We start from the raw sequence: 21,266 nt of genomic DNA on the forward strand, positions 1-21,266 counted from the left end.
AAATAAAAAGGCGCATCAGGTTGAGATGCGCCTTTCTGTAATTTATGGGGAATATTCAGACGCTACCACTGGTAAATTCTAAAACCCCGAGTAATGGTAGAAATTAAGCTTCATATTCCATTACTTTCAATTCGTAAAAAGCACTGATAAACAGTGCTTGTCATTACGAACGCCTTACAAAGGCTACGATATTAATGATTAATTAACAGCGTCTTTCAGTGCTTTACCAGCTTTGAATGCAGGAATTTTAGCTGCTGCGATTTTGATTTCTTCACCCGTTTGTGGGTTGCGACCAGTACGCTCAGCGCGTTCACGCACTTCAAAAGTACCAAAACCAACAAGAGAAATTTTATCACCTTCTTTCAGACCTTCGGTCACAGCAGCGATAAAAGAATCCAGTGCTCGGCCAGCAGCGGCTTTAGAAATGTCAGCACCAGATGCGATTTTCTCGATTAGTTCAGATTTGTTCATGTCATCCCCTTGAATGTAATTTTTTTGCGCCGCAACCAAATCCGTCTCTAGAGCGGTCTGCGGAGGCTTTTATAACAAGCTTGAATTCAAAGTTCAAGCTGAGTTCGAAAACCAAAGAATTAAAACTGGATACAGCTCAAAGCCAGTTGCGCCAAGGGCTTGGAGCAGCTGGCTCTCCACAGACCTAGGCTACCACAGGTCTGCGCTTTGTTAAGCCCCTTTTTTCATTTTTTTTAACGTGATAGCGCAATTTCTTGCGTTATGCCAAGTTTTTAACCACTTCGAAGCCTTCCACTGGTCTTTCTAGGGCCAGTTTTAACACTTCATCGACCCAACGCACGGGACGAATTTCTAAATCGGCAATCACATTGGCAGGGATTTCTTCCAAATCACGCTCATTTTCTTTTGGAATAAGCACCAATTTTATGCCGCCGCGGTGTGCTGCTAGCAGTTTTTCTTTCAAACCACCGATAGGTAACACTTCACCACGTAAGGTTATTTCACCTGTCATGGCCACATCGGCACGCACGGGGTTACCCGTTAAGCTTGATACTAACGCGGTACACATTGCCGCACCTGCAGATGGACCATCTTTGGGTGTCGCACCTTCTGGCACATGCACGTGGATATCACGCTTCTCGTAGAAATCCGCATTGATACCTAATTGTTCCGCACGGGCGCGAACAACTGTCATCGCTGCTTGAATCGACTCTTGCATCACGTCACCAAGAGAACCGGTATAGGTTAACTTCCCTTTACCTGGCACTGAGGTTGCTTCAATCGTCAGTAAGTCACCGCCCACTTGAGTCCAAGCTAAGCCAGTCACTTGACCGATTTGGTTCTTAGACTCGGCTTTGCCGTAATCAAAGCGCTGCACACCAAGGAAAGACTTAAGATTCTCTTGGTTGACAGTCACAGACTTGACCGACTTATCGAGCAAAATCATTTTCACGACTTTACGGCAAATCTTAGACAATTCACGCTCGAGTGAACGCACACCCGCTTCACGGGTGTAATAACGGATAATGCCAACGATAGCACTATCATCTACTTTAATTTCAGTGGCTTTTAAACCATTGCGCTCAATTTGCTTATTCAGCAAATGTTGCTTAGCAATATTCAGCTTCTCGTCTTCGGTGTAACCCGATAAACGAATGACTTCCATACGGTCAAGTAGTGGCCCAGGAATATCCATGGAGTTTGACGTTGCAACAAACATCACATCGGATAAGTCGTAATCGACTTCGAGGTAATGATCGTTAAAGGTCGCATTTTGCTCAGGATCTAACACTTCCAATAAAGCAGAAGCCGGATCGCCGCGCATATCTGAACTCATCTTGTCGATTTCATCGAGCAAGAATAACGGGTTTTTCACGCCGACTTTAGCCATCTTTTGAATGACTTTACCCGGCATAGACCCAATGTAAGTACGGCGATGACCACGGATTTCCGCTTCATCACGCACGCCACCGAGGGCAACACGCACATACTTACGACCAGTCGCCTTAGCGATCGATTGACCTAACGAGGTTTTACCCACACCTGGTGGCCCCACTAAACACAGGATTGGCCCTTTAAGTTGACGCACTCGGCTTTGGACTGCCAAATATTCCAAGATACGTTCTTTGACTTTTTCAAGACCAAAATGATCGGTGTCGAGTACTTCTTGGGCTTTGGCTAAATCACGTTTGATTTTAGAGCGTTGGCTCCAAGGCACCGCTGTCATCCAATCGACATAACTGCGAACCACCGTCGCTTCAGCCGACATTGGTGACATCATGCGTAACTTGTTAAGCTCGGCGAGAGCTTTCTCTTTCGCCTCAGCGGGCATGTTAACCTCTTCAATCTTACGATTTAAGGCTTCAAATTCGTCATGGCCTTCATCTAGGTCACCCAGTTCTTTCTGGATGGCTTTCATCTGTTCGTTCAGATAGTACTCACGCTGACTCTTTTCCATCTGTTTTTTAACGCGAGTCCGGATACGTTTCTCAACCTGTAATAGGTCGATCTCCGATTCCATCATCGCCATTAGATATTCCAGACGTTCGCCGACGTTGACCATCTCAAGCACAGATTGCTTATCTTCAAGCTTAAGTGGCATGTGTGCGGCCATAGTATCGGCCAGACGCGCCGCTTCATCGATACCCGATAAAGAGGTCAAGACTTCTGGCGGGATCTTTTTGTTCAGCTTGATATAACCTTCAAACTGACCAATAGCACTGCGCACTAACACTTCTTCTTCTTTGTCTTCCAGCGGTTCTGATTCCAGATACTCAGCCTTAGCCACAAAAAATTCTGTTTCTTGGGTATAACGGGTAATACGGGCGCGACGACCGCCTTCAACCAGCACTTTGACTGTACCGTCTGGCAGCTTAAGTAACTGTAAAATAGAGGCAACCGTACCCACTTCGAAGATGTCATCTTTTGATGGTTCATCGAGCTCGGCATCACGCTGCGCCACTAAAATAATTTGCTTATCCTGCGCCATTGCCGTTTCGAGACATCGAATAGATTTTTCTCGTCCGACAAATAACGGAATTACCATATGGGGATAGACCACCACATCTCGCAGTGGCAGCACGGGGAGTTCGATATGCGCTTCACGCTCTTGGGTCATAGTTCGATTCCGTTTTGGTGAAATGGATTAATACTGGAGTATATTGGGACGCTTTATGGAGTTTCAATGGCTAATACGAAAAAAGGAGTCCATTGGACTCCTTGTTTTTCAGTTTATTAGCGATCAGTACAATTATTGTTCGCCTGATGCCACTTGGGCCTCATTGTGCTCGTAAATCAAGATTGGGGCAGATTCCCCTTTCACTACTGATTCATCCACAACGGCCTTCACCACACCGTCAACGGATGGAATATCGTACATGGTATCCAGCAGAATACTTTCAACGATGGAGCGTAGGCCACGGGCACCAGTCTTGCGAGACATGGCTTTGTGAGCAATCGCTTTAAGCGCATCTTCGCGGAACTCAAGCTCAACCCCTTCCATCTCAAATAACGCACTGTATTGCTTAGTTAGGGCATTTTTAGGTTGAGATAGAATTTGTACTAAAGCTTCTTCATCCAGCTCAGTCAGAGTCGCAACCACTGGTAGACGACCGATAAACTCAGGGATTAAACCGTATTTGACTAAATCGCCAGGTTCTACTTGCGATAACGTTTCAGAGATCGTCGCCTTCTCTTTCTCGCCTTTCACCTGTGCACCAAAACCGATACCCGAGCCAACGTGCGCACGTTGCTCAATCACTTTCTCAAGCCCTGCAAACGCACCACCACAGATAAACAGGATCTTAGAAGTATCGACTTGTAAGAATTCTTGCTGTGGATGCTTACGGCCACCTTGTGGTGGAACCGCGGCAACAGTACCTTCAATCAGCTTAAGCAGTGCTTGCTGTACACCCTCACCCGATACGTCACGGGTGATTGATGGATTGTCTGACTTACGACTAATTTTATCGATTTCATCGATATAAACGATACCACGCTGCGCTTTCTCAACATCGTAGTCGCACTTTTGCAGCAACTTTTGAATGATGTTTTCAACGTCTTCACCCACATAACCCGCTTCAGTCAGCGTAGTAGCATCTGCCATAGTGAAAGGCACATTGAGTGAGCGCGCAAGGGTTTCAGCCAGTAGGGTTTTACCGCTACCCGTTGGACCGATAAGCAAAATATTACTCTTGCCCAGCTCGATACCATCTTTAGGCGATGCATTTTTTAAACGCTTATAGTGGTTATACACTGCCACAGAAAGCACTTTTTTCGCTCTGTCTTGGCCAATAACATAATCGTCTAAATGTGCACGCAACTCATGTGGTGTCGGTAATTTATCGCTATCACGCTTTGGAGAGATTTCTTTAATCTCTTCACGAATGATGTCGTTACATAACTCAACACATTCGTCGCATACATACACTGATGGGCCAGCAATGAGTTTTCTGACTTCATGCTGGCTCTTTCCGCAAAAAGAGCAGTACAGCAATTTACCGCTGTCACCATTATTTTTGTTGTCGCCCATTAATTACCTCATTTGCAGTCTGCTCTACTGCCTGTCTTAAATTTGCTTAACTTTTACAAAGCATAGCTCAGTCAAAAGCAAAAATCAGCCGCGTTTCGTCATCACAGAGTCAACTAAGCCATATTCGACGGCTTGAGTTGCACTCATGAAATTGTCACGATCGGTATCGCGTTCAATCACTTCGAGCGGTTGACCTGTGTGTTCAGCGAGCATTAGGTTAAGCTTATTTTTAATGCCTAAGATTTCTTTGGCATGAATAGCAATATCTGATGCTTGACCTTGAAAACCACCCAGCGGTTGATGGATCATCACGCGAGAGTTTGGTAAACAGTGACGCTTACCCTTCTCACCACCAGCTAACAAGAAAGCGCCCATACTAGCGGCTTGGCCGATACAGACAGTGCTAACATTCGGTTTGATAAACTGCATGGTATCATAAATCGCCATGCCTGCGGTGACAGAGCCACCAGGAGAGTTAATGTATAAAAAGATATCTTTATCTGGGCTTTCTGATTCTAAGAATAATAGTTGCGCCACGATAAGGTTTGCCATGTGTTCTTCAACTTGACCTACCAAAAAGATAATCCGCTCTTTCAACAAACGAGAATAAATATCGTATGAGCGTTCACCCTTAGCAGTCTGTTCGATCACCATAGGCACTAAAGCACTTTGTATGTCTGACGCATTATGCATTATTCACTTCCCTAAATAAAAATGGCTCGCATGAGGAGCCTCATACGAGCCATTATAAATGGCGAACAGCTAATCAAGTCAAGCTTAGCTTATGCGCGACCGGTAGCCTTGTTCATAAATTCTTCAAAAGCGACTTGTTTTTCGGTCACTTTGGCAGATTTCAACAGTGCTTCAACCGCTTGCTCTTCTAAAGCAACGTTGCGCATGTTTTGCATCAGCTCTTTGTTGCTGTTGTAATAAGCAACAACTTCACTTGGATCTTCGTAGGCAGAAGCCATAGAAGCGATCAAGCCTTGTACGCGTTCATCTTCCGCTTTCAGTTCGTTAGTCTTGATGACTTCGCCTAATAGCAGACCGATTTTAACACGACGTACAGCTTGTTCAGTGAACAATTCAGCTGGCAGTTCTGGCATGTTAGCCGATTGGCCGCCAAAACGTTGCATGGCTTGTTGACGCAGAACGTTAACTTCGCCATCGATCAATGCTTTTGGCAAAGTGATATCGTTGTTAGCTAACAGACCATTGATCACTTGCTCTTTCACGTTAGCTTTTAACGCTTGCTCAAGTTCACGGTTCATGTTTTTACGGATTTCAGCTTTAAGGGCTTCTAAGCCACCTTCGCTGATACCGAACAGAGCAGCAAACTCATCGTTTACTTCTGGCAGGTTAGCCGCTTGCACTTCAGTCAGCGTAATCGCGAACTTAGCGGCTTTACCTTTCAGGTTTTCAGCGTGATATTCTTCTGGGAAGTTCACGTCGATAACAAATTCTTCACCCGCTTTGTGACCTAAAATACCCGTTTCAAAACCAGGGATCATACGGCCGCTACCTAATTGCAGTTCGAAATCGTCAGCTTTGCCGCCTTCAAATTCTTCACCGTCAACTGAGCCAACAAAGTTCATTTTCACTTTGTCGCCATCGGCAGCTTCACGTTCAACAGCAGCGAAAGTTGCGTGTTGTTTACGTAGGGTTTCAATCATAGTGTCAACGTCAGCGTCAGTCACTTCCGCTTTTGGTTGTTCTACTTCGATTGCATCTAAGCCTTTCAGCTCAACTTCTGGATAGATTTCAAAGGTAGCGATAAATTCGAACTTTTCGCCATCAGTTGAACCAGGAACAAAAGTCGGTGCACCGGCTGGGTTTAACTTCTCAGCAATAATTGCTTCGATGAAGTTACGTTGCATCACTTCACCCATGATGTCTTGACGAATCGCGGCGCCGTAACGTTTGTTAATCACAGTAACAGGCACTTTACCAGGACGGAAACCTGGGATACGAGCACGCTTAGCTTCACGTTGTAAACTGTCTTTAACCAGCTTTTCAATTTGTTCAGCAGGAACAGAAATGGTCAGGCGACGCTCTAGGCCTTGGGTTGCTTCAACAGAAACTTGCATTGTTTTACCTCGAAATTTGTCTAACGTCCTTTGTAATAGCCGATTCATCAACTATTCAGGTATTCGTTTCTTGATCATTAAATTTGACTACAATGCCCACCACAACTGGCTTTAGGCACAGGTCGCTCATAGTTGATATCTATCAAGACGCGACATTATAGCCACCGTTTTCTGCAGAGTCGAGCCTCAACAGCCGAATCTGGGGTATAAAAAAAGCGACACAAGGTCGCTTTTTTTAATTTGTACTCAAAGTACTAAAAATGGGGTGACTGATGGGGCTCGAACCCACGACAACCGGAATCACAATCCGGGACTCTACCAACTGAGCTACAATCACCACTGAAACTGGTACGCCCGGCAGGATTCGAACCTGCGACCACCCGCTTAGAAGGCGGGTGCTCTATCCAACTGAGCTACGGGCGCATGGTTTACAGAATCATCTGTATCCTAACCGATTTGGAAAGCATTTATGCTAAGCCTATCATTCGCCTATTTGAGTTCAAATTATTTTTGAATTCATCGAAGCAAACGACAATAAACTGGTCGGTGATAGAGGATTCGAACCTCTGACCCTCTGGTCCCAAACCAGATGCGCTACCGGACTGCGCTAATCACCGAAGGTCTTACATTACATTCCCAGCGCAAGATTAACACATCTGCCTGAGAACGGAGCGCATCTTATCCCCTCACTTTACACCCGTCAACGATTTTTTTATCGTTCGACTCTAGGTGCTGAATTATCAGGCTAATCTGTTTTTTTTTATCCACTTGGCAACGGCTTTAACCATGACACAGTAGCTGTGCCCTGTTAAAATAGCCACGATTGCCAATCTCTGTGTTAACTACTGTTTTCACCATCGCCCATATAAAGGATATCCTACACCCATGACAGCCCAAATAATCGACGGCAAGGCGATTGCTCAATCCATCCGCACTAAGCTCAGCGAAAAAGTCACCGCCCGCAAAGGGGCTGGACAACGCGTACCGGGTTTAGCCGTAATATTAGTGGGAGCCGATCCGGCATCACAAGTTTATGTTGGCAGTAAACGTAAGGCTTGTGAAGAAGTTGGATTTATTTCTCGTTCATACGATTTAGAAACAAACTGCACTGAAGATGAATTACTCAACCTGATTGATAGTCTTAATGATGATCCGACAATTGATGGCATCTTAGTGCAACTGCCATTACCCGCACATATCGAAGACTCAAAAGTCATCGAGCGTATCCGCCCAGATAAAGACGTCGATGGATTTCACCCGTACAACGTCGGCCGTTTAGCCCAGCGTATTCCGGTGCTGCGCTCTTGCACCCCAATGGGCATAATGACACTCATCAAATCCACCGGCGTTGATACCTATGGTTTAGATGCTGTTGTGGTTGGCGCATCCAATATTGTCGGCCGCCCAATGACCTTAGAGTTGCTGCTCGCTGGCTGCACCACCACTACTTGCCACCGCTTCACTAAGAATCTCGAACAAAAAATCCGTCAGGCAGATCTCGTGGTCGTTGCAGTGGGTAAACCCGGCTTTATTCCTGGCGAGTGGATCAAGTCTGGCGCGATTGTAATAGATGTGGGTATTAACCGTTTAGATAACGGCACCTTAGTCGGCGATGTGCAATATGACATTGCTGCGCAAAATGCCAGCTTTATCACTCCAGTCCCCGGCGGTGTTGGCCCGATGACGATTGCAAGCCTATTAGAAAACACCTTATATGCCGCCGAGCAGTATCATGACTAGGTTCTAAGTTCTAGGTTCTAGGTTCTAGGTTCTAGGTTCTAGGTTCTAGGTTCTAGGTTCTAGGTTCTAGGTTCTAGGTTCTAGGTTCTAGGTTCTAGGTTCTAGCAAGCATAAAAAAACCTGCATGATGCAGGTTTTTTATTTACTGAAGATTTTCTTGAATTAAAAATATAGCGAATAAGCTTATTTCTTACGCCAAGTGGTGCCACTTGGACCATCTTCAAGCACAACGCCCAAAATATCTAAACGATTACGCGCCACATCCGCAGCAGCCCAATCCTTTTCGGTACGAGCACGGTTACGCTCAACGATTAAGGCTTCGATTTCGGCCACTTCATCGTCACTACCGCCGCCTTGAAAGAAGGCCTCTGGCTCTTGGCTTAATAGACCTAACACATCCGCTAATTGCTTCAAGGTGACCGCTAACGCAGATGCCTGTGCCATATCGGTCAGTTTTAAACGATTGATCTCACGCACCATGTCAAAAAGGACTGAATAGGCTTCAGGTGTATTAAAGTCATCATCCATCGCCGCTTTAAACTTAGCAATAAACTCTTCTGCAGGCGCCGCAACGACAGTTAAGTCGACATCTTTAATCGCCGTATACAAACGCTCTAAGGCTGAACGCGCTTGTTTCAAGTTATCTTCTGAATAGTTCAGTTGGCTACGATAATGGCCAGATAATAAGAAATAACGCACAGTTTCAGCATCATAGTGACCAAGTACATCGCGAATGGTGAAGAAGTTGCCTAAGGACTTAGACATCTTTTCACGGTCAACCATCACCATGCCAGTGTGCATCCAATAGTTGACGTATGGCGTGTCATGGGCACAGCAAGACTGGGCGATTTCATTCTCATGATGTGGGAACTGTAAGTCAGAGCCGCCGCCATGAATATCAAAATGCAGACCTAAATGTTTGCTGTTCATGGCCGAACATTCGATATGCCAGCCAGGACGACCCGGTCCCCATGGGGATTCCCACGTTGGTTCGCCAGGTTTCGACATTTTCCACAACACAAAATCCATTGGATTTTGCTTGGTTTCGTCCACTTCAACCCGAGCACCGGCTTGCAGTTGATCTAAATTCTGGCCCGATAAACGGCCATAATAAGGATATGAGGCCACGCTGAAAAGCACATCACCATCGCTCGCCACATAGGCATGGCCACGGGCGAGTAATAACTCAACCATGTCGATGATTTCGGCAATATGAAGGGTCGCGCGCGGTTCAAAATCGGGGCGCAACATATTTAGGGCATCGAAGTCTTGGTGCATTTCACCAATAAGACGCTCGGTTAAGGCTTCACAGCTTTCGTTATTCTCGTTAGCGCGCTTGATGATTTTGTCATCAACATCAGTAATATTGCGCTGAAAATTCACTTCATAACCCGCGTAACGCAGGTAGCGCACTATCATGTCGAAAGAAACAAAAGTACGGCCATGACCAATATGACAGAGATCGTATATGGTCACACCACACACGTACATCCCAATTTTCCCGGGATTAATTGGCTTAAATTCCTGTTTTTGGCGGGTAATACTGTTGTAAATCTTCAACATCGATATTCTCTTCAATGATACATTCAGGTGTAAAATCAAGGAGTCAGTCTATCACGGCCTGACAGGTTTTGAATACTGCACTTTGCGCGCAATCCGAGATAAGTTAGAATCGCGCCACTATTTACACAGAGTATGAAAACATGATCACATTACACACTAATTTTGGCGACATTAAACTGCAACTGAACGCTGAAAAAGCACCGTTAACAGTAGCAAACTTCATGAAATATGTTGACGAAGGTTTCTTCGACGGCACTATCTTCCACCGTGTGATTGACGGTTTTATGATCCAAGGTGGTGGCTTCAACGAAGACATGAGCCAAAAGCGTTGTAACGAGCCCGTGAAAAATGAAGCCAATAACGGTTTATCAAACCGCACTGGTACTGTTGCTATGGCCCGTACTTCTGATCCACATTCAGCCACTGCACAGTTCTTCATTAACGTGAACGATAACACTTTCCTCGATTTTAAATCAGAAACCTCACAGGGCTGGGGCTACTGCGTATTCGGCGAAATCGTTGAAGGCATGGATGTTATCGAAAAAATCAAAGCCGTTAGCACTGGTAACCGTGGTATGCATCAAGATGTGCCATTAGAAGCCATTGTGATTGAAAAAGTCAGCGTCGCGGCATAATACGGCGAATGCGAACTCTATTTATAGGTGATCTACACCTGAGTGCAGATCGCCTTGATATCACCCAAGCGTTCACTCGCTTTCTCGACACTGAACTCGATGATGCCGACGCCCTTTATATCCTAGGCGATTTGTTTGAAGTCTGGGTTGGTGATGATATTGCCTTGCCTTTTGCCCTCGACATCGCCGAAAAACTCAAGCAAGTATCACAAAAGTTGCCCGTGTATTTTATCCATGGCAACCGTGACTTCATGCTAGGCAAACAATTTGCGCGCGCCGCAGGCATGCAAATTTTACCCGAAGTCACTCGCCTCAATTTATACGGTGTCGACACTGTAATTTTGCACGGCGACAGCTTATGTACTTTAGATAAGGCCTACCAACGCTTTCGAAAACTGCGCAGTTTATCGCTGTCTCGTTGGCTGTACGGTTATTTATCCAAGAAAACCCGTCAGGGCATTGCTGATAAAATTCGCAGCAAGAGCAAAAGCAGCAATCAACAAAAAAGCTACACCATCATGGATGTAGAGCCCAATGCGGTCGATGTGTTATTTGCCAAGACACACACTAAGCATATGATCCACGGACATACCCACAGACCAGCCATTCATCAACTTGCTAATGGCTGTAAGCGTATAGTGGTTGGCGATTGGTATGAACAAGGCAGTGTGCTCAGTGTGAGCGCTGAAGGGATTTATTTACAGTCCTTACCCTTTGACCAGATGATGACCTAAAGGCATTGGCTTAAGTAGGCCTCATTTAGCGTTACTTAAGCTTAAATGGCTTAAATTTTTAGCTTTAATAGCTTGAAAATACTGTGATTAACGGTTTTTCGAACCGTTAATCGTTTCAGCTATATGGACTTAACTCTACTCGTTTGGGGAAGCAAAGCCGTTCAAATTAATTTAATAGAGGCGACCCACTGTGGAAACGAAACTCATCATCCTGCGCCAAAATCAACTCAGCTTCTAACTCGCCAAAGTACTTCACTCGCTCGCTAATATCCTCAGGTGAAACCAACTGAGCTAACGCAAGATAATCTTGATAATGTCGAGCTTCAGAGCGCAGCAGTGACACATAAAACTTACTCAGCTCACCGTCTAAATAAGGCGCGAGTTTAGCGAAGCGCTCGCACGAGCGAGCCTCAATATATGCCCCTACAATCAACTTATCCCGCAAAATATCTTTCTCATGGGTTGTCACATGACTCATCATGCCCTTGGCATAACGCCCCGCGCGAATATTGCGGTAATCAATACTGCGCTTGTGCATTAAATCCAATACTTGTTCAAAATGATGAAACTCTTCTTTAATCAAGCGGATTAAAGGTGAAACTAAATTCGCAGCAAACTTAAAGTTGGGCTTAGGTATAAGGTCAGTTACCAACTCATTCTTTTTCACATCACGGGCTAAAAAACTTTCCACATCATGTTCTTGCGAATAAATAAACTCTTCATAGGGTTTAGCCCACGCCAACAGAGCTCGACCACTGTCTTTATCTAACGCATATTTTCTTAGCAAAAAAATCGCTGTCTGAGCGGCTTTTAACTCACAGTTACAATGGTCGATCAGCAACTCATCCAAGGAATCTGATTTTATCGCGACATCAATCCAAGTTTGCGGTGTTTCACAGTGAAGAAATGCGTGGATGGGGGCAAGAAGTTGCAGCATGGACTCACTCAATATCATTCTGAATATCGCGCTATTTTACGCATATTTACTCATAAGCTATAGCATTAGGCTTAAGTAAACTTGACGCGCTGAACTTTTTGTTCAATAAATAATCTACACTCTAAAGAACTGAGATCCTGATCACACAGCCTCTCACTTCTCTATGTGTAACCAATCGATGGATAAAGAGACAGGACACCATTTTAACCTCGATTGTAGAGCTGTTATCAGCTCGTCTGACGTTTGGCGAGCCATTCATCAATGCTGAACAAGGATAATTATAATGATACTGAATCACTTAATGGGGCTATACACTCATCCAAAACAAGAGTGGCAAACAATTGAAAAAAACCATGAGGCACTGAAAAGTAGCTTAAGTCATGTAGTTCTTATCGCCTTAATTCCGGCGGTGTGCAGCTACATTGCTACGGCTTACATTGGCTGGAATCCTGGCGCAGGCGATCCTATTTACCTTACACCACAAAGCGCCCTGTTTATGTCTGCAGGCATGTATTTAGGCCTGATTGCAGGTGTATTCGCCCTTGCCTATTTAGCCTATTGGATGGCAAAAACCTTCGATGCTAACCCAACTTACACCCAAGCATTAGAGCTCGCGTCCTACACTGCAACCCCGTTGTTTATGGTCGGTTTAGCCGCATTATATCCAGTGCTATGGTTTATCATGATAGTGGGGTTGATTGGTTTAGCCTACTCAGTCTATTTACTGTACGCGGGGGTGCCTATCATTATGAATATCCCTGAAGAGAAAGGTTTTATCTACGCTAGCTCTATGGTGACAGCAGGCTTAGTACTCTTGGTGGGGCTAATGGCAACTAGTGTCATTTTATGGAGCTTAGGCTTTGGTCCTATGTACCAATAACCATTTTAATTCATCACAAATTTAATCAACAGCAACTCAAGCTCTACGTCGCAATTGATTTGTAGCAGAAAATAAAAAAGAAGGCCGCAAAGGCCTTCTTTTTTGAGTTGAATTAACGCTTTGAGCGAGTTAGCAGATCAGTTTGACTCATTCAGTCAAACAGCTCCACTTAAGCAAAATCACTCGAAAGAATCACGCAGCGCTACGGTTAAGTTAAACACTAAATTATCCGGCGATGAATCTTTGCTGTCAGCGCAGAAATAGCCTTCACGCTCAAACTGATAGGCTTGTTCCGCAGGTGCATTCACTAGGCTTGCTTCTGCAAAACCTTGTACAACGATCAATGATTCAGGGTTTAACACTTCATCCACAGTCTCTGCCGCAGCAGGATTAGGATCGGTAAATAAACGCTGATAGAGACGGAATTCAGCAGGCTTAGCTGTAGATGCCTCAACCCAATGGATCACGCCTTTAACTTTACGGCCATCAGCAGGGTTTTTACCTAAAGTTTCAGGATCATAAGTACAGTAAACCGTCGTGATATTGCCTTCGCTGTCTTTGTCACAACGTTCAGCTTTAATCACATAGGCATTACGTAAACGCACTTCTTTGCCTGTAACTAAGCGTTTGTATTGTTTGTTGGCTTCTTCTTTAAAGTCAGCCACATCGATCAATATTTCTCGGCCAAAGGCTAATTCACGCGTCCCCATGCTCTCATCATTTGGATGAGCGGCCGCTTGAATGTACTCAAGTTCACCTTCAGCATAGTTTTCAATGATGACTTTCAATGGACGTAATACGGCCATCGCACGCGGTGCATGTTCGTTCAATTCTTCACGAATACACGCATCTAACATGCCGACTTCAATCATATTCTCTTGCTTAGTCACGCCGATACGTTGGCAGAACTCACGAATTGAAGCCGGTGTGTAACCACGGCGACGTAAGCCTGCAATCGTTGGCATACGTGGGTCATCCCAACCTGACACGAGTTTACGGGTCACAAGGTCGTTCAGCTTACGTTTAGACATCAAGGTATATTCGAGATTTAAGCGGGAAAACTCGTATTGACGAGTACGATTCGGCGCTTGAAAATCGTTCAAATTATCCAACACCCAATCATATAAACGACGGTTGTCTTGGAACTCTAATGTACATAAAGAGTGGGTAATATGTTCTAACGCATCAGAAATACAGTGCGTGAAGTCGTACATTGGGTAAATGCACCACTTGTCACCTGTTTGATGATGATGGGCAAAACGAATACGGTAGATGATAGGATCGCGCATACACATGAATGGCGATGCCATATCAATTTTGGCACGCAATGCGCACTCGCCTTCTTTAAAACCACCGTCGCGCATCTTAGCGAATAAGGCGAGGTTTTCTTCGACAGATGTGTCGCGGAAAGGACTGTTTTTACCAGGCTCTTTTAACGTACCACGGTATTCACGGGTTTCATCTGCATTCAAAAAACACACATAAGCCAAACCTTTATTAATCAGTTCAACCGCATATTGATGTAACTGATCAAAATAGTTTGATGAATAGCGAACGTCACCATCCCACTGGAATCCAAGCCAACGCACATCCGCCTGAATAGAATTCACATAATCAATGTCTTCTTTTTCAGGATTAGTATCGTCAAAACGTAAATTACACAGACCGTTATAGTCTCGCGCTATCCCAAAATTTAAGCAGATAGATTTAGCATGACCAATATGAAGATAGCCATTCGGTTCCGGCGGGAAACGAGTCTGTACACTCGTGTGCTTACCGCTTTGTAAATCTTCATCTATGATATTACGAATAAAGTTACTCGGACGTACTTCAGTGTCCACATGACTCATGGAATTCCTCTTTGCGAACAATGGCAATTTTAAGAAAACCAGCATGATCCTACAGATCACCACTAGTTACAATGCCTAGGGTTAAAAACTCTGGTTTTTGACTGTTTGGGGTTATAACCGCGATAGTAAAACAATAAAAGCAGCCATGAAAGCTGCTTTTATCTTTGACCTAACTAAGCTGACATTTATTATTCAGTGACGCCGACTCAGTAAATCTTACTCGGTGATAATGCGGATCCCAGGAATAATCTGCTGACTTCTTTTACCCTTACGTTTCAACCACAGATAAAAAGCGGCTAATGCAAACAAGAAGAAACCAATCCACAGACTTGATTGAACTGGGTGCTGCGTAAAGGTAGCGGCTTGATAAACTACCGTTGCAGAACCATAAGCCAGTGAGAAAGTCCACGTTGCCGCGAACGTCGCCCACCGAGAACCAAACTCATGCACTAAGGCGCCCATTGCCGCAACACAAGGAGTATAAAGTAAGATAAACAGCAAATAGGAGAAAGCCGCAACTTTACCACTAAAACCTGCTTGTAAAGCACCGAAAGTCGATGTCGCAACACCTTGTTCTTCAGCAACGGTTTCTTTATTGGTTAAATCACCGACCGACAGTTTAAGCGGATCTTCAAGATCTAAACCAAACAAGTTAGCTGGAATCGTTGCCAGAGCCGCATTAAAGCTTTCGCTCAATGGTGCAAGTTCTTCATCTGTCGGCGCCGCGCTGCTATATAGACTGTTTAAAGTACCAACAACCGCTTCTTTAGCGAAAATACCCGTGATAATACCGACGGTTGCAGGCCAGTTATCCTGCTCTATGCCCATAGGCGAGAAGATAGGTGTGATTTTTTGACTCGCGACACTCAGCAAAGATGCTTGGCTATCTTCATGGCCAAATGTGCCATCAACACCAATAGCATTGATGAAGTTCAATAAGGTCACGACTAGAACAATCGTTTTACCTGCGCCTAAAATAAAACTCTTAGTGCGTTTACCTGTACGAACCATAACAGCTTTCAGCTTAGGTAGTTCATAACTTGGCAGCTCCATCACCACAGCACTACTGCTGCCGGGTAATAAAGTGCTTCTGAGTAATAAACCCGTACCGATAGCGGCAAAGATACCAATAATATACAGCAAGAAGACTAAATTCTGACCTGAATCGGGGAAGAAAGCAGCCGCAAATAGTGCATAAACCGGAAGACGTGCACCACAGGACATAAATGGTGCCATCATCCCTGTCACAATACGCTCACGCTCACTGCCTAAGGTTCGCGTCGCCATAATTGCAGGCACAGAACAACCAAAACCGACAATCATAGGAACGAATGCTTTACCAGGCAGGCCAATACGACGCATTAAACCGTCAACCACAAATGCAGCGCGCGCCATGTAGCCAGAACTTTCGAGGATCGACAAACCGAGGAAAAGCGCCGCAATAACAGGAATAAAGGTTGATACGGTTTGAATGCCTTGGCCGACACCGCCCGCTAAGATAGTGACTAACCAAGCTGGAGAGCCCATGCTCGTCAAGAATGAACCGAAGTGATCGACAAACAATGCGCCAGCAAAAACATCAAAGAAATCAATAAAAGCACTGCCAATATTAATGCTGAACATAAACATCAAATACATCACAAACAAGAACACAGGAATGCCAAGCACAGGATGTAAAACGAGTTTATCTAATTTGTCACTGAGGGTGAGGAACCCTGACTCTTTCACTGAACCTTGAAAAACTTGTTCAACGAAATTAAAGCGCGTGGTCGCCACCATCACTTCAATATCATGGCCTTGCTGAGCGATAATCTGAGTACAGGAATTCACTTCATCCTGCAGTTCAGCATTTTTACAGCTACCACAACCCGAACCATTACCTAGCATAGCCAAAGCGCGGCCGCGACTTAATTGGGCATCTTTGCTGCAGAGTAACTGCACGCCCGCTTCAATTTGTTCATCATAGTGAAGCACTAATGGGGCTTCTGAGACTCGGCCTTGAAGTAAATCGAGTACCTGTGCCTGAACTTTAGCGACATCGGCAGGATCTCGCGAACACACGCCAATCACAGGGCAACCCAGCTCTTGGCTCATTTTCTTTAAATCGACTTTAATCCCACGTTTGACAGCCGAATCAATTTTATTCAGCACCACTACCATAGGGATAGCGAGTTCACGCAATTGGGCCGTGAGATATAAGTGACGTTCGATATTAGTGGCATCGACTAAATTGATAATGCCATCGACACGTTGCTCGGCAAGATATTGCTGCGCAATTTGCTCATCAAGTGAACAATCGCAACTATTACCCGCAGGAAGAAGATCGTAAATACCCGGTAAGTCTGTCAGATAGACGTCAGCACCGTTTAAGGTGAAATGACCAGTCTTTTTTTCGACCGTAACACCAGACCAGTTACCCACTTGCTGATTTGCGCCTGTTAGCGCGTTAAAGAGTGTAGATTTACCCGCGTTAGGGTTCCCTACTGTGACGCAATGAAACTGCTTAGCCATTCGTCTTTTCCACCTCAATGATGTCTGCCAAATCTCTGCGCATACAAAGTTTACTACCACGAATATCCAGTTCGAGACCAGAGCCCATAGGTGCGTATCGGATCAATAAAAAACGCGTATTTGGCGTGATCCCCATGGACAACAACTTGCGCTTCACGGTTTGTGGCAGCGCCAAACGCCCCACTTCAGAAATAAGACCGCGATCGCCGGGACTGAGTTCGCTTAACTTCATTACGTATTCCACCTTGCAACAGGTTCAGCTCGAAAAACTGCGCCCATTGTAACCGAGCGATGACACTAATAACTTTACCTAGATCAAGATTTTTGATTGGTAACGATAATAGTTTTCAATTGTGTTGGGTATTATGTGATAAAAATTCCAATGAATAAACGACCAACCGAAAATAAAAATCCGCACCTTAGCATTAGTGACTATCAAGCGATGCACAGAAGTCAAAACGCTGTAAACAAATCCCACCCGAAGCAAGTGTGATCAAAATCACACTTAATCTATATCGCCTGTAAAATCATCCTTCTTTACAGTGAAAAGACCACGCAATGTTAAGCACGTGTCACACACTTGTTCTAATATTAACCGAGCTCAATAAGCTAAATTAGCAATGTCGAAAGCGTAAAAATAACAAATATAAATGCACTCGGGAAAACATAACCATGGAAATAGGGCTAAAGTTCAGAAGCATAGCTAAGGCTATGCTATGTATTTTGTTATCAATCGCGAGCGTTTCGGCCTCAGCGACCCCTTGGGATAACAAAAAACCAGAAGAAGTTGTTGCGACATTAGACAAAAAATTCGCCGAAGGTAAGTATTCCGCTAAAGGCGCTGATACTTGCCTGATGTGCCACAAAAAAAGTGCCATGGTGATGGCAATATTTGAGGGGGTTCATGGCAACCCCAATGTGAAAGATTCGCCTATGGCCGATTTGCAGTGCGAAGCCTGCCACGGCCCGTTAGGGAATCATAATAAAGGTGGCAAAGAGCCGATGATCACCTTTGGCCCAAACTCCCCTGTTCCCGCGCAAAAGCAAAACAGTGTCTGTATGAGTTGCCACAATGACAGTCAACGTACCGCATGGAAAGGCAATCACCACGATAACGCCGATGTCGCCTGTAGCAGCTGCCATCAAGTGCATACCGCAAAAGATCCTATCAGCGATAAAGCCAATGAAGTCACCATTTGTACCCAGTGCCATACCCAACAAAAAGCCGATATGCACAAGCGCTCGGCGCATCCATTACAGTGGCAACAAATGGTGTGCAGTGACTGCCATAATCCCCACGGCAGTTTAAACGATTCAAGCTTGAAGCAAATGAGTGTTAATGAAAATTGCTATAGCTGTCATGCCGAAAAACGCGGCCCTAAACTGTGGGAACATGCCCCCGTCACCGACAACTGCGCTAATTGCCATAATCCCCACGGCAGCGTGAACGAAGCCATGCTGATCAGCAAACCGCCACAACTGTGTCAGCAGTGCCACGCTTCGGATGGCCATAGCAGTAATGCCTATTTTGGCAATCAAACCAATGCCTTCACTTCTGGTAGTTCCTGTATGAATTGTCACGGACAAGTGCATGGCTCTAACCATCCTTCTGGCAAATTACTGCAGAGATAACAAGGGAATGATCATGCGAACAGCTAAAATGTCTCACCCTAGCGCTTATTTCTCCCTCACTTTGCTGGCTTGGGCGATAAGCGGTGTTTTGACTCAAGCACACGCCGAAGGTTATGGGCTGCAAGAAGCGAATCGAAGTAGCATAAAGACAGAGGCATGGAGCTGTAAGCAATGCCAACCTAAGACAGGGCATATTGGCAATGTCAGTGCCAGCCTCGCTTACAACGATAGTGAGGACAGCCGTTTTGGTAACAGTACTGGAACAGATAATGATGGTCTCGTTGGTGCCGTCGGTGCGGATATGGTGTACAAAACGCATACGGGTTATCAAACCGAGCTGGTCGCGGATAAGTTAGGTTTTGATGCGGGCTCAGCCAAGCTCACAACAGGAAGGCCGGGAAACCATCAAATCAACTTAGGTTATAGAGGCTTAGCAAACTATAACCATAATCAACTCAAAAGCCCCTATACCTCAGTGCAAGATAAAATGTTATTGCCCGATAACTGGATAACAGGCGGCACAACGCAATCTATGCCTATGTTACAGAGCAGCCTTGTTAGCCAAGATTTAAGTATTCAACGTGATCGCTTTAGTATCGGTGGTTACTACGCGGGCAAAATATCACCTGAAGGTGACAATAACAGTCACTACAAAGCCTCGCTAAACTATCAGCATGAAGACCGCAGTGGCGCAAAAAAGACCAGTGCCAATATACTCACCAATAGCGTTATGCTAGCCCAACCAATTGATGACAGTACTGATGAAGTCGATGCGAGAATTTATTTTAACGGTTCAGGCTGGCAAGCAGGCATCAATAGCCAAATCAGCCAATATAAAAATGATCACCAAGCCATGCTGTGGCAGTCTGCCTACACTCCCACCTTTGGTGCAGCATACCTAGGTCAGAATGCGGTCGACCCCGACAATAAAGCCTACCGAGTTGCCGCAGAAGCCTCAGGGGGGGCAAATGGTCAAAATGTATTGATGCACGCAGGCTTTAGCCGCATGACCCAAGATGACACCTTTATTCCTGCCACCATCAATGGCCCATCGCCCGTCCTGCCTGCGGATACCTTAAATGGCCAAGTCGATATTGTAGAGATGGACCTTAAATATTCAGGACGGATCAGCCAAGATTTAAGCATGCAGGCAAGTTACAACTATCAAGACAGAGATAACAAAACGGCTCAATTAGACTTTCCGCAGATCGTCACCGACAGTATTAATCAAGGCACAGCCCAAAATAGCCTTTATGATAAGCGCACCAAAAAACTCGAACTTAAAAGCAAATACCGTTTTACCTCAGCGGCTTACGCCGAAGCGGGTTATAGCCATAATGAAAACGATTATGCCGAACTCGACCGCCAATCCGTCGACGAGTCCGGCGTGTTTGCTAAACTAAGTTATCGCTATTCGCCCGCATGGTCAGCTTGGTTGAAAGGAGAAGCACTAGAGCGAGATGGCAGTGAATATCATCCCGTCGCAACCACTCAAAGTTCAAGTAATCCTTGGCTACGTAAATCCTACCTTGCCGATAGAAAAAGACAGAAAGTCACCTTACACACGGATTATCAGAGCGATATTGGTCTATCTCTTGGTGCCAGCTTACACAGCATTAATGACGACTATCATCATACCTTCGTTGGTCTAACTCAGGTGTCCTATCTCGGTTACGACTTGTCAGCCCAATATGTGCTGAGCAGTGACCTCAATTTAACCGCCTTTGTTAACCAAGATTGGCGCGATTCAGACCAAGCGGGCAGTAATTCCTTCTCGACACCCGATTGGTACAGCACTGCCGAGGAAAAATCAACCTTGATTGGTGCAGGGCTTAGTTATCAAAACCTGTTCGATCATCACCTCGATATTGGTTTGGATTACAGCTATTCCGGCGGACAGAGTGATACAGAAGTGACCTACGGCATCACCAGTCCCTATGGCGATTTTTACGCCCGCAAACACAATATTAATGCCTACGCCAAATATAAGTTTGCCGACAGTATGTCGCTGCGCGTCGATTGGTTATTCGAAAAATATCAAGATGCTAACTGGCAAAACCAAGGCACAAGCTGGGACACGATTCCCAACGTACTCAGTTTTGGTGATATGGGCCACGATTACAACGCTCACTACTTAGGCTTGACCTTAAGCTACCAAATGTAACTTAGGGACTGACAGCGCATTCCAAGGATAGA

Annotated in this window: 16 protein-coding genes and 3 tRNA genes; 6 read left to right on the forward strand and 13 right to left on the reverse strand. The window is 45.1% G+C overall.

Annotated features, from left to right (window positions below; translation table 11 throughout):
• Positions 1–198: 198 nt before the first annotated feature.
• From hupB to KO537_RS12560, 8 genes are all read right to left on the reverse strand, one after another.
• Positions 199–471, reverse strand: coding sequence for a nucleoid-associated protein HU-beta (gene hupB, locus KO537_RS12525; RefSeq protein WP_006081127.1), 273 nt, complete (start codon positions 469–471; stop codon positions 199–201).
• A gap of 259 nt (positions 472–730) precedes the next feature.
• Entirely contained in the window at positions 731–3,088 is a 2,358-nt protein-coding gene (lon, locus tag KO537_RS12530; RefSeq protein WP_219234576.1) for an endopeptidase La, read from the reverse strand.
• 132 nt (positions 3,089–3,220) lie between these two features.
• Positions 3,221–4,501, reverse strand: coding sequence for an ATP-dependent protease ATP-binding subunit ClpX (gene clpX, locus KO537_RS12535; protein ID WP_028760467.1), 1,281 nt, complete (start codon positions 4,499–4,501; stop codon positions 3,221–3,223).
• An 84-nt stretch (positions 4,502–4,585) separates the two neighbouring features.
• Positions 4,586–5,194 carry an ATP-dependent Clp endopeptidase proteolytic subunit ClpP gene (gene clpP, locus KO537_RS12540; protein WP_063883148.1) on the reverse strand — a complete coding sequence of 203 codons (609 nt, stop codon included), beginning with the start codon at positions 5,192–5,194 and terminating at the stop codon, positions 4,586–4,588.
• 89 nt (positions 5,195–5,283) lie between these two features.
• Positions 5,284–6,588 (reverse strand): trigger factor, encoded by a 1,305-nt coding sequence (tig, locus tag KO537_RS12545; RefSeq protein WP_173245627.1) that lies wholly within the window; start codon positions 6,586–6,588, stop codon positions 5,284–5,286.
• 261 nt (positions 6,589–6,849) lie between these two features.
• Positions 6,850–6,925: transfer RNA gene (locus KO537_RS12550), tRNA-His, on the reverse strand.
• Positions 6,926–6,934: 9 nt separating this feature from the next.
• Positions 6,935–7,011: transfer RNA gene (locus tag KO537_RS12555), tRNA-Arg, on the reverse strand.
• A gap of 117 nt (positions 7,012–7,128) precedes the next feature.
• Positions 7,129–7,205 (reverse strand) — tRNA-Pro (locus KO537_RS12560).
• A 268-nt stretch (positions 7,206–7,473) separates the two neighbouring features.
• Here KO537_RS12560 and folD point away from each other — a divergent pair.
• The gene (folD, locus tag KO537_RS12565) at positions 7,474–8,328 is read left to right on the forward strand and encodes a bifunctional methylenetetrahydrofolate dehydrogenase/methenyltetrahydrofolate cyclohydrolase FolD (RefSeq protein ID WP_219234577.1); all 855 of its coding nucleotides are present in this window, start codon (positions 7,474–7,476) and stop codon (positions 8,326–8,328) included.
• A gap of 183 nt (positions 8,329–8,511) precedes the next feature.
• Here folD and cysS read toward each other — a convergent pair whose 3' ends face one another.
• The gene (cysS, locus tag KO537_RS12570; protein ID WP_219234578.1) at positions 8,512–9,891 is read right to left on the reverse strand and encodes a cysteine--tRNA ligase; all 1,380 of its coding nucleotides are present in this window, start codon (positions 9,889–9,891) and stop codon (positions 8,512–8,514) included.
• 140 nt (positions 9,892–10,031) lie between these two features.
• Between cysS and KO537_RS12575 the strand changes: the two genes are divergently transcribed.
• Positions 10,032–10,526 (forward strand): peptidylprolyl isomerase, encoded by a 495-nt coding sequence (locus KO537_RS12575; protein WP_173245635.1) that lies wholly within the window; start codon positions 10,032–10,034, stop codon positions 10,524–10,526.
• Positions 10,527–10,534: 8 nt separating this feature from the next.
• Positions 10,535–11,260, forward strand: coding sequence for a UDP-2,3-diacylglucosamine diphosphatase (locus KO537_RS12580; RefSeq protein WP_168823649.1), 726 nt, complete (start codon positions 10,535–10,537; stop codon positions 11,258–11,260).
• 166 nt (positions 11,261–11,426) lie between these two features.
• Here KO537_RS12580 and miaE read toward each other — a convergent pair whose 3' ends face one another.
• The gene (miaE, locus tag KO537_RS12585; protein WP_028760473.1) at positions 11,427–12,197 is read right to left on the reverse strand and encodes a tRNA isopentenyl-2-thiomethyl-A-37 hydroxylase MiaE; all 771 of its coding nucleotides are present in this window, start codon (positions 12,195–12,197) and stop codon (positions 11,427–11,429) included.
• 283 nt (positions 12,198–12,480) lie between these two features.
• On the opposite strand from miaE, the gene KO537_RS12590 reads away from it, so the two are divergent.
• Entirely contained in the window at positions 12,481–13,077 is a 597-nt protein-coding gene (locus KO537_RS12590) for a Yip1 family protein (RefSeq protein WP_105252940.1), read from the forward strand.
• Between the two features lie 179 nt (positions 13,078–13,256).
• On the opposite strand, the gene glnS is transcribed toward KO537_RS12590, so the two are convergent.
• The 3 genes from glnS to KO537_RS12605 all read right to left on the reverse strand — a co-directional run bounded on the left by glnS (position 13,257) and on the right by KO537_RS12605 (position 17,670).
• The gene (gene glnS, locus KO537_RS12595; RefSeq protein ID WP_173245638.1) at positions 13,257–14,927 is read right to left on the reverse strand and encodes a glutamine--tRNA ligase; all 1,671 of its coding nucleotides are present in this window, start codon (positions 14,925–14,927) and stop codon (positions 13,257–13,259) included.
• Between the two features lie 216 nt (positions 14,928–15,143).
• The gene (gene feoB, locus KO537_RS12600; protein ID WP_105252942.1) at positions 15,144–17,438 is read right to left on the reverse strand and encodes a Fe(2+) transporter permease subunit FeoB; all 2,295 of its coding nucleotides are present in this window, start codon (positions 17,436–17,438) and stop codon (positions 15,144–15,146) included.
• Entirely contained in the window at positions 17,431–17,670 is a 240-nt protein-coding gene (locus KO537_RS12605) for a FeoA family protein (RefSeq protein ID WP_028760477.1), read from the reverse strand. The genes feoB and KO537_RS12605 overlap by 8 nt, the downstream gene beginning before the upstream one ends.
• Before the next feature lie 440 nt (positions 17,671–18,110).
• Between KO537_RS12605 and KO537_RS12610 the strand changes: the two genes are divergently transcribed.
• The gene (locus KO537_RS12610) at positions 18,111–19,070 is read left to right on the forward strand and encodes a DmsE family decaheme c-type cytochrome (RefSeq protein ID WP_219234579.1); all 960 of its coding nucleotides are present in this window, start codon (positions 18,111–18,113) and stop codon (positions 19,068–19,070) included.
• A 13-nt stretch (positions 19,071–19,083) separates the two neighbouring features.
• On the forward strand, positions 19,084–21,234 hold the full coding sequence (locus tag KO537_RS12615) for an MtrB/PioB family decaheme-associated outer membrane protein (RefSeq protein WP_219234580.1): 2,151 nt from the start codon (positions 19,084–19,086) through the stop codon (positions 21,232–21,234).
• The last annotated feature ends 32 nt before the right edge of the window (positions 21,235–21,266 follow it).

Source organism: Shewanella sp. NKUCC01_JLK (assembly GCF_019345615.1).
GTDB lineage: Bacteria > Pseudomonadota > Gammaproteobacteria > Enterobacterales > Shewanellaceae > Shewanella > Shewanella oncorhynchi.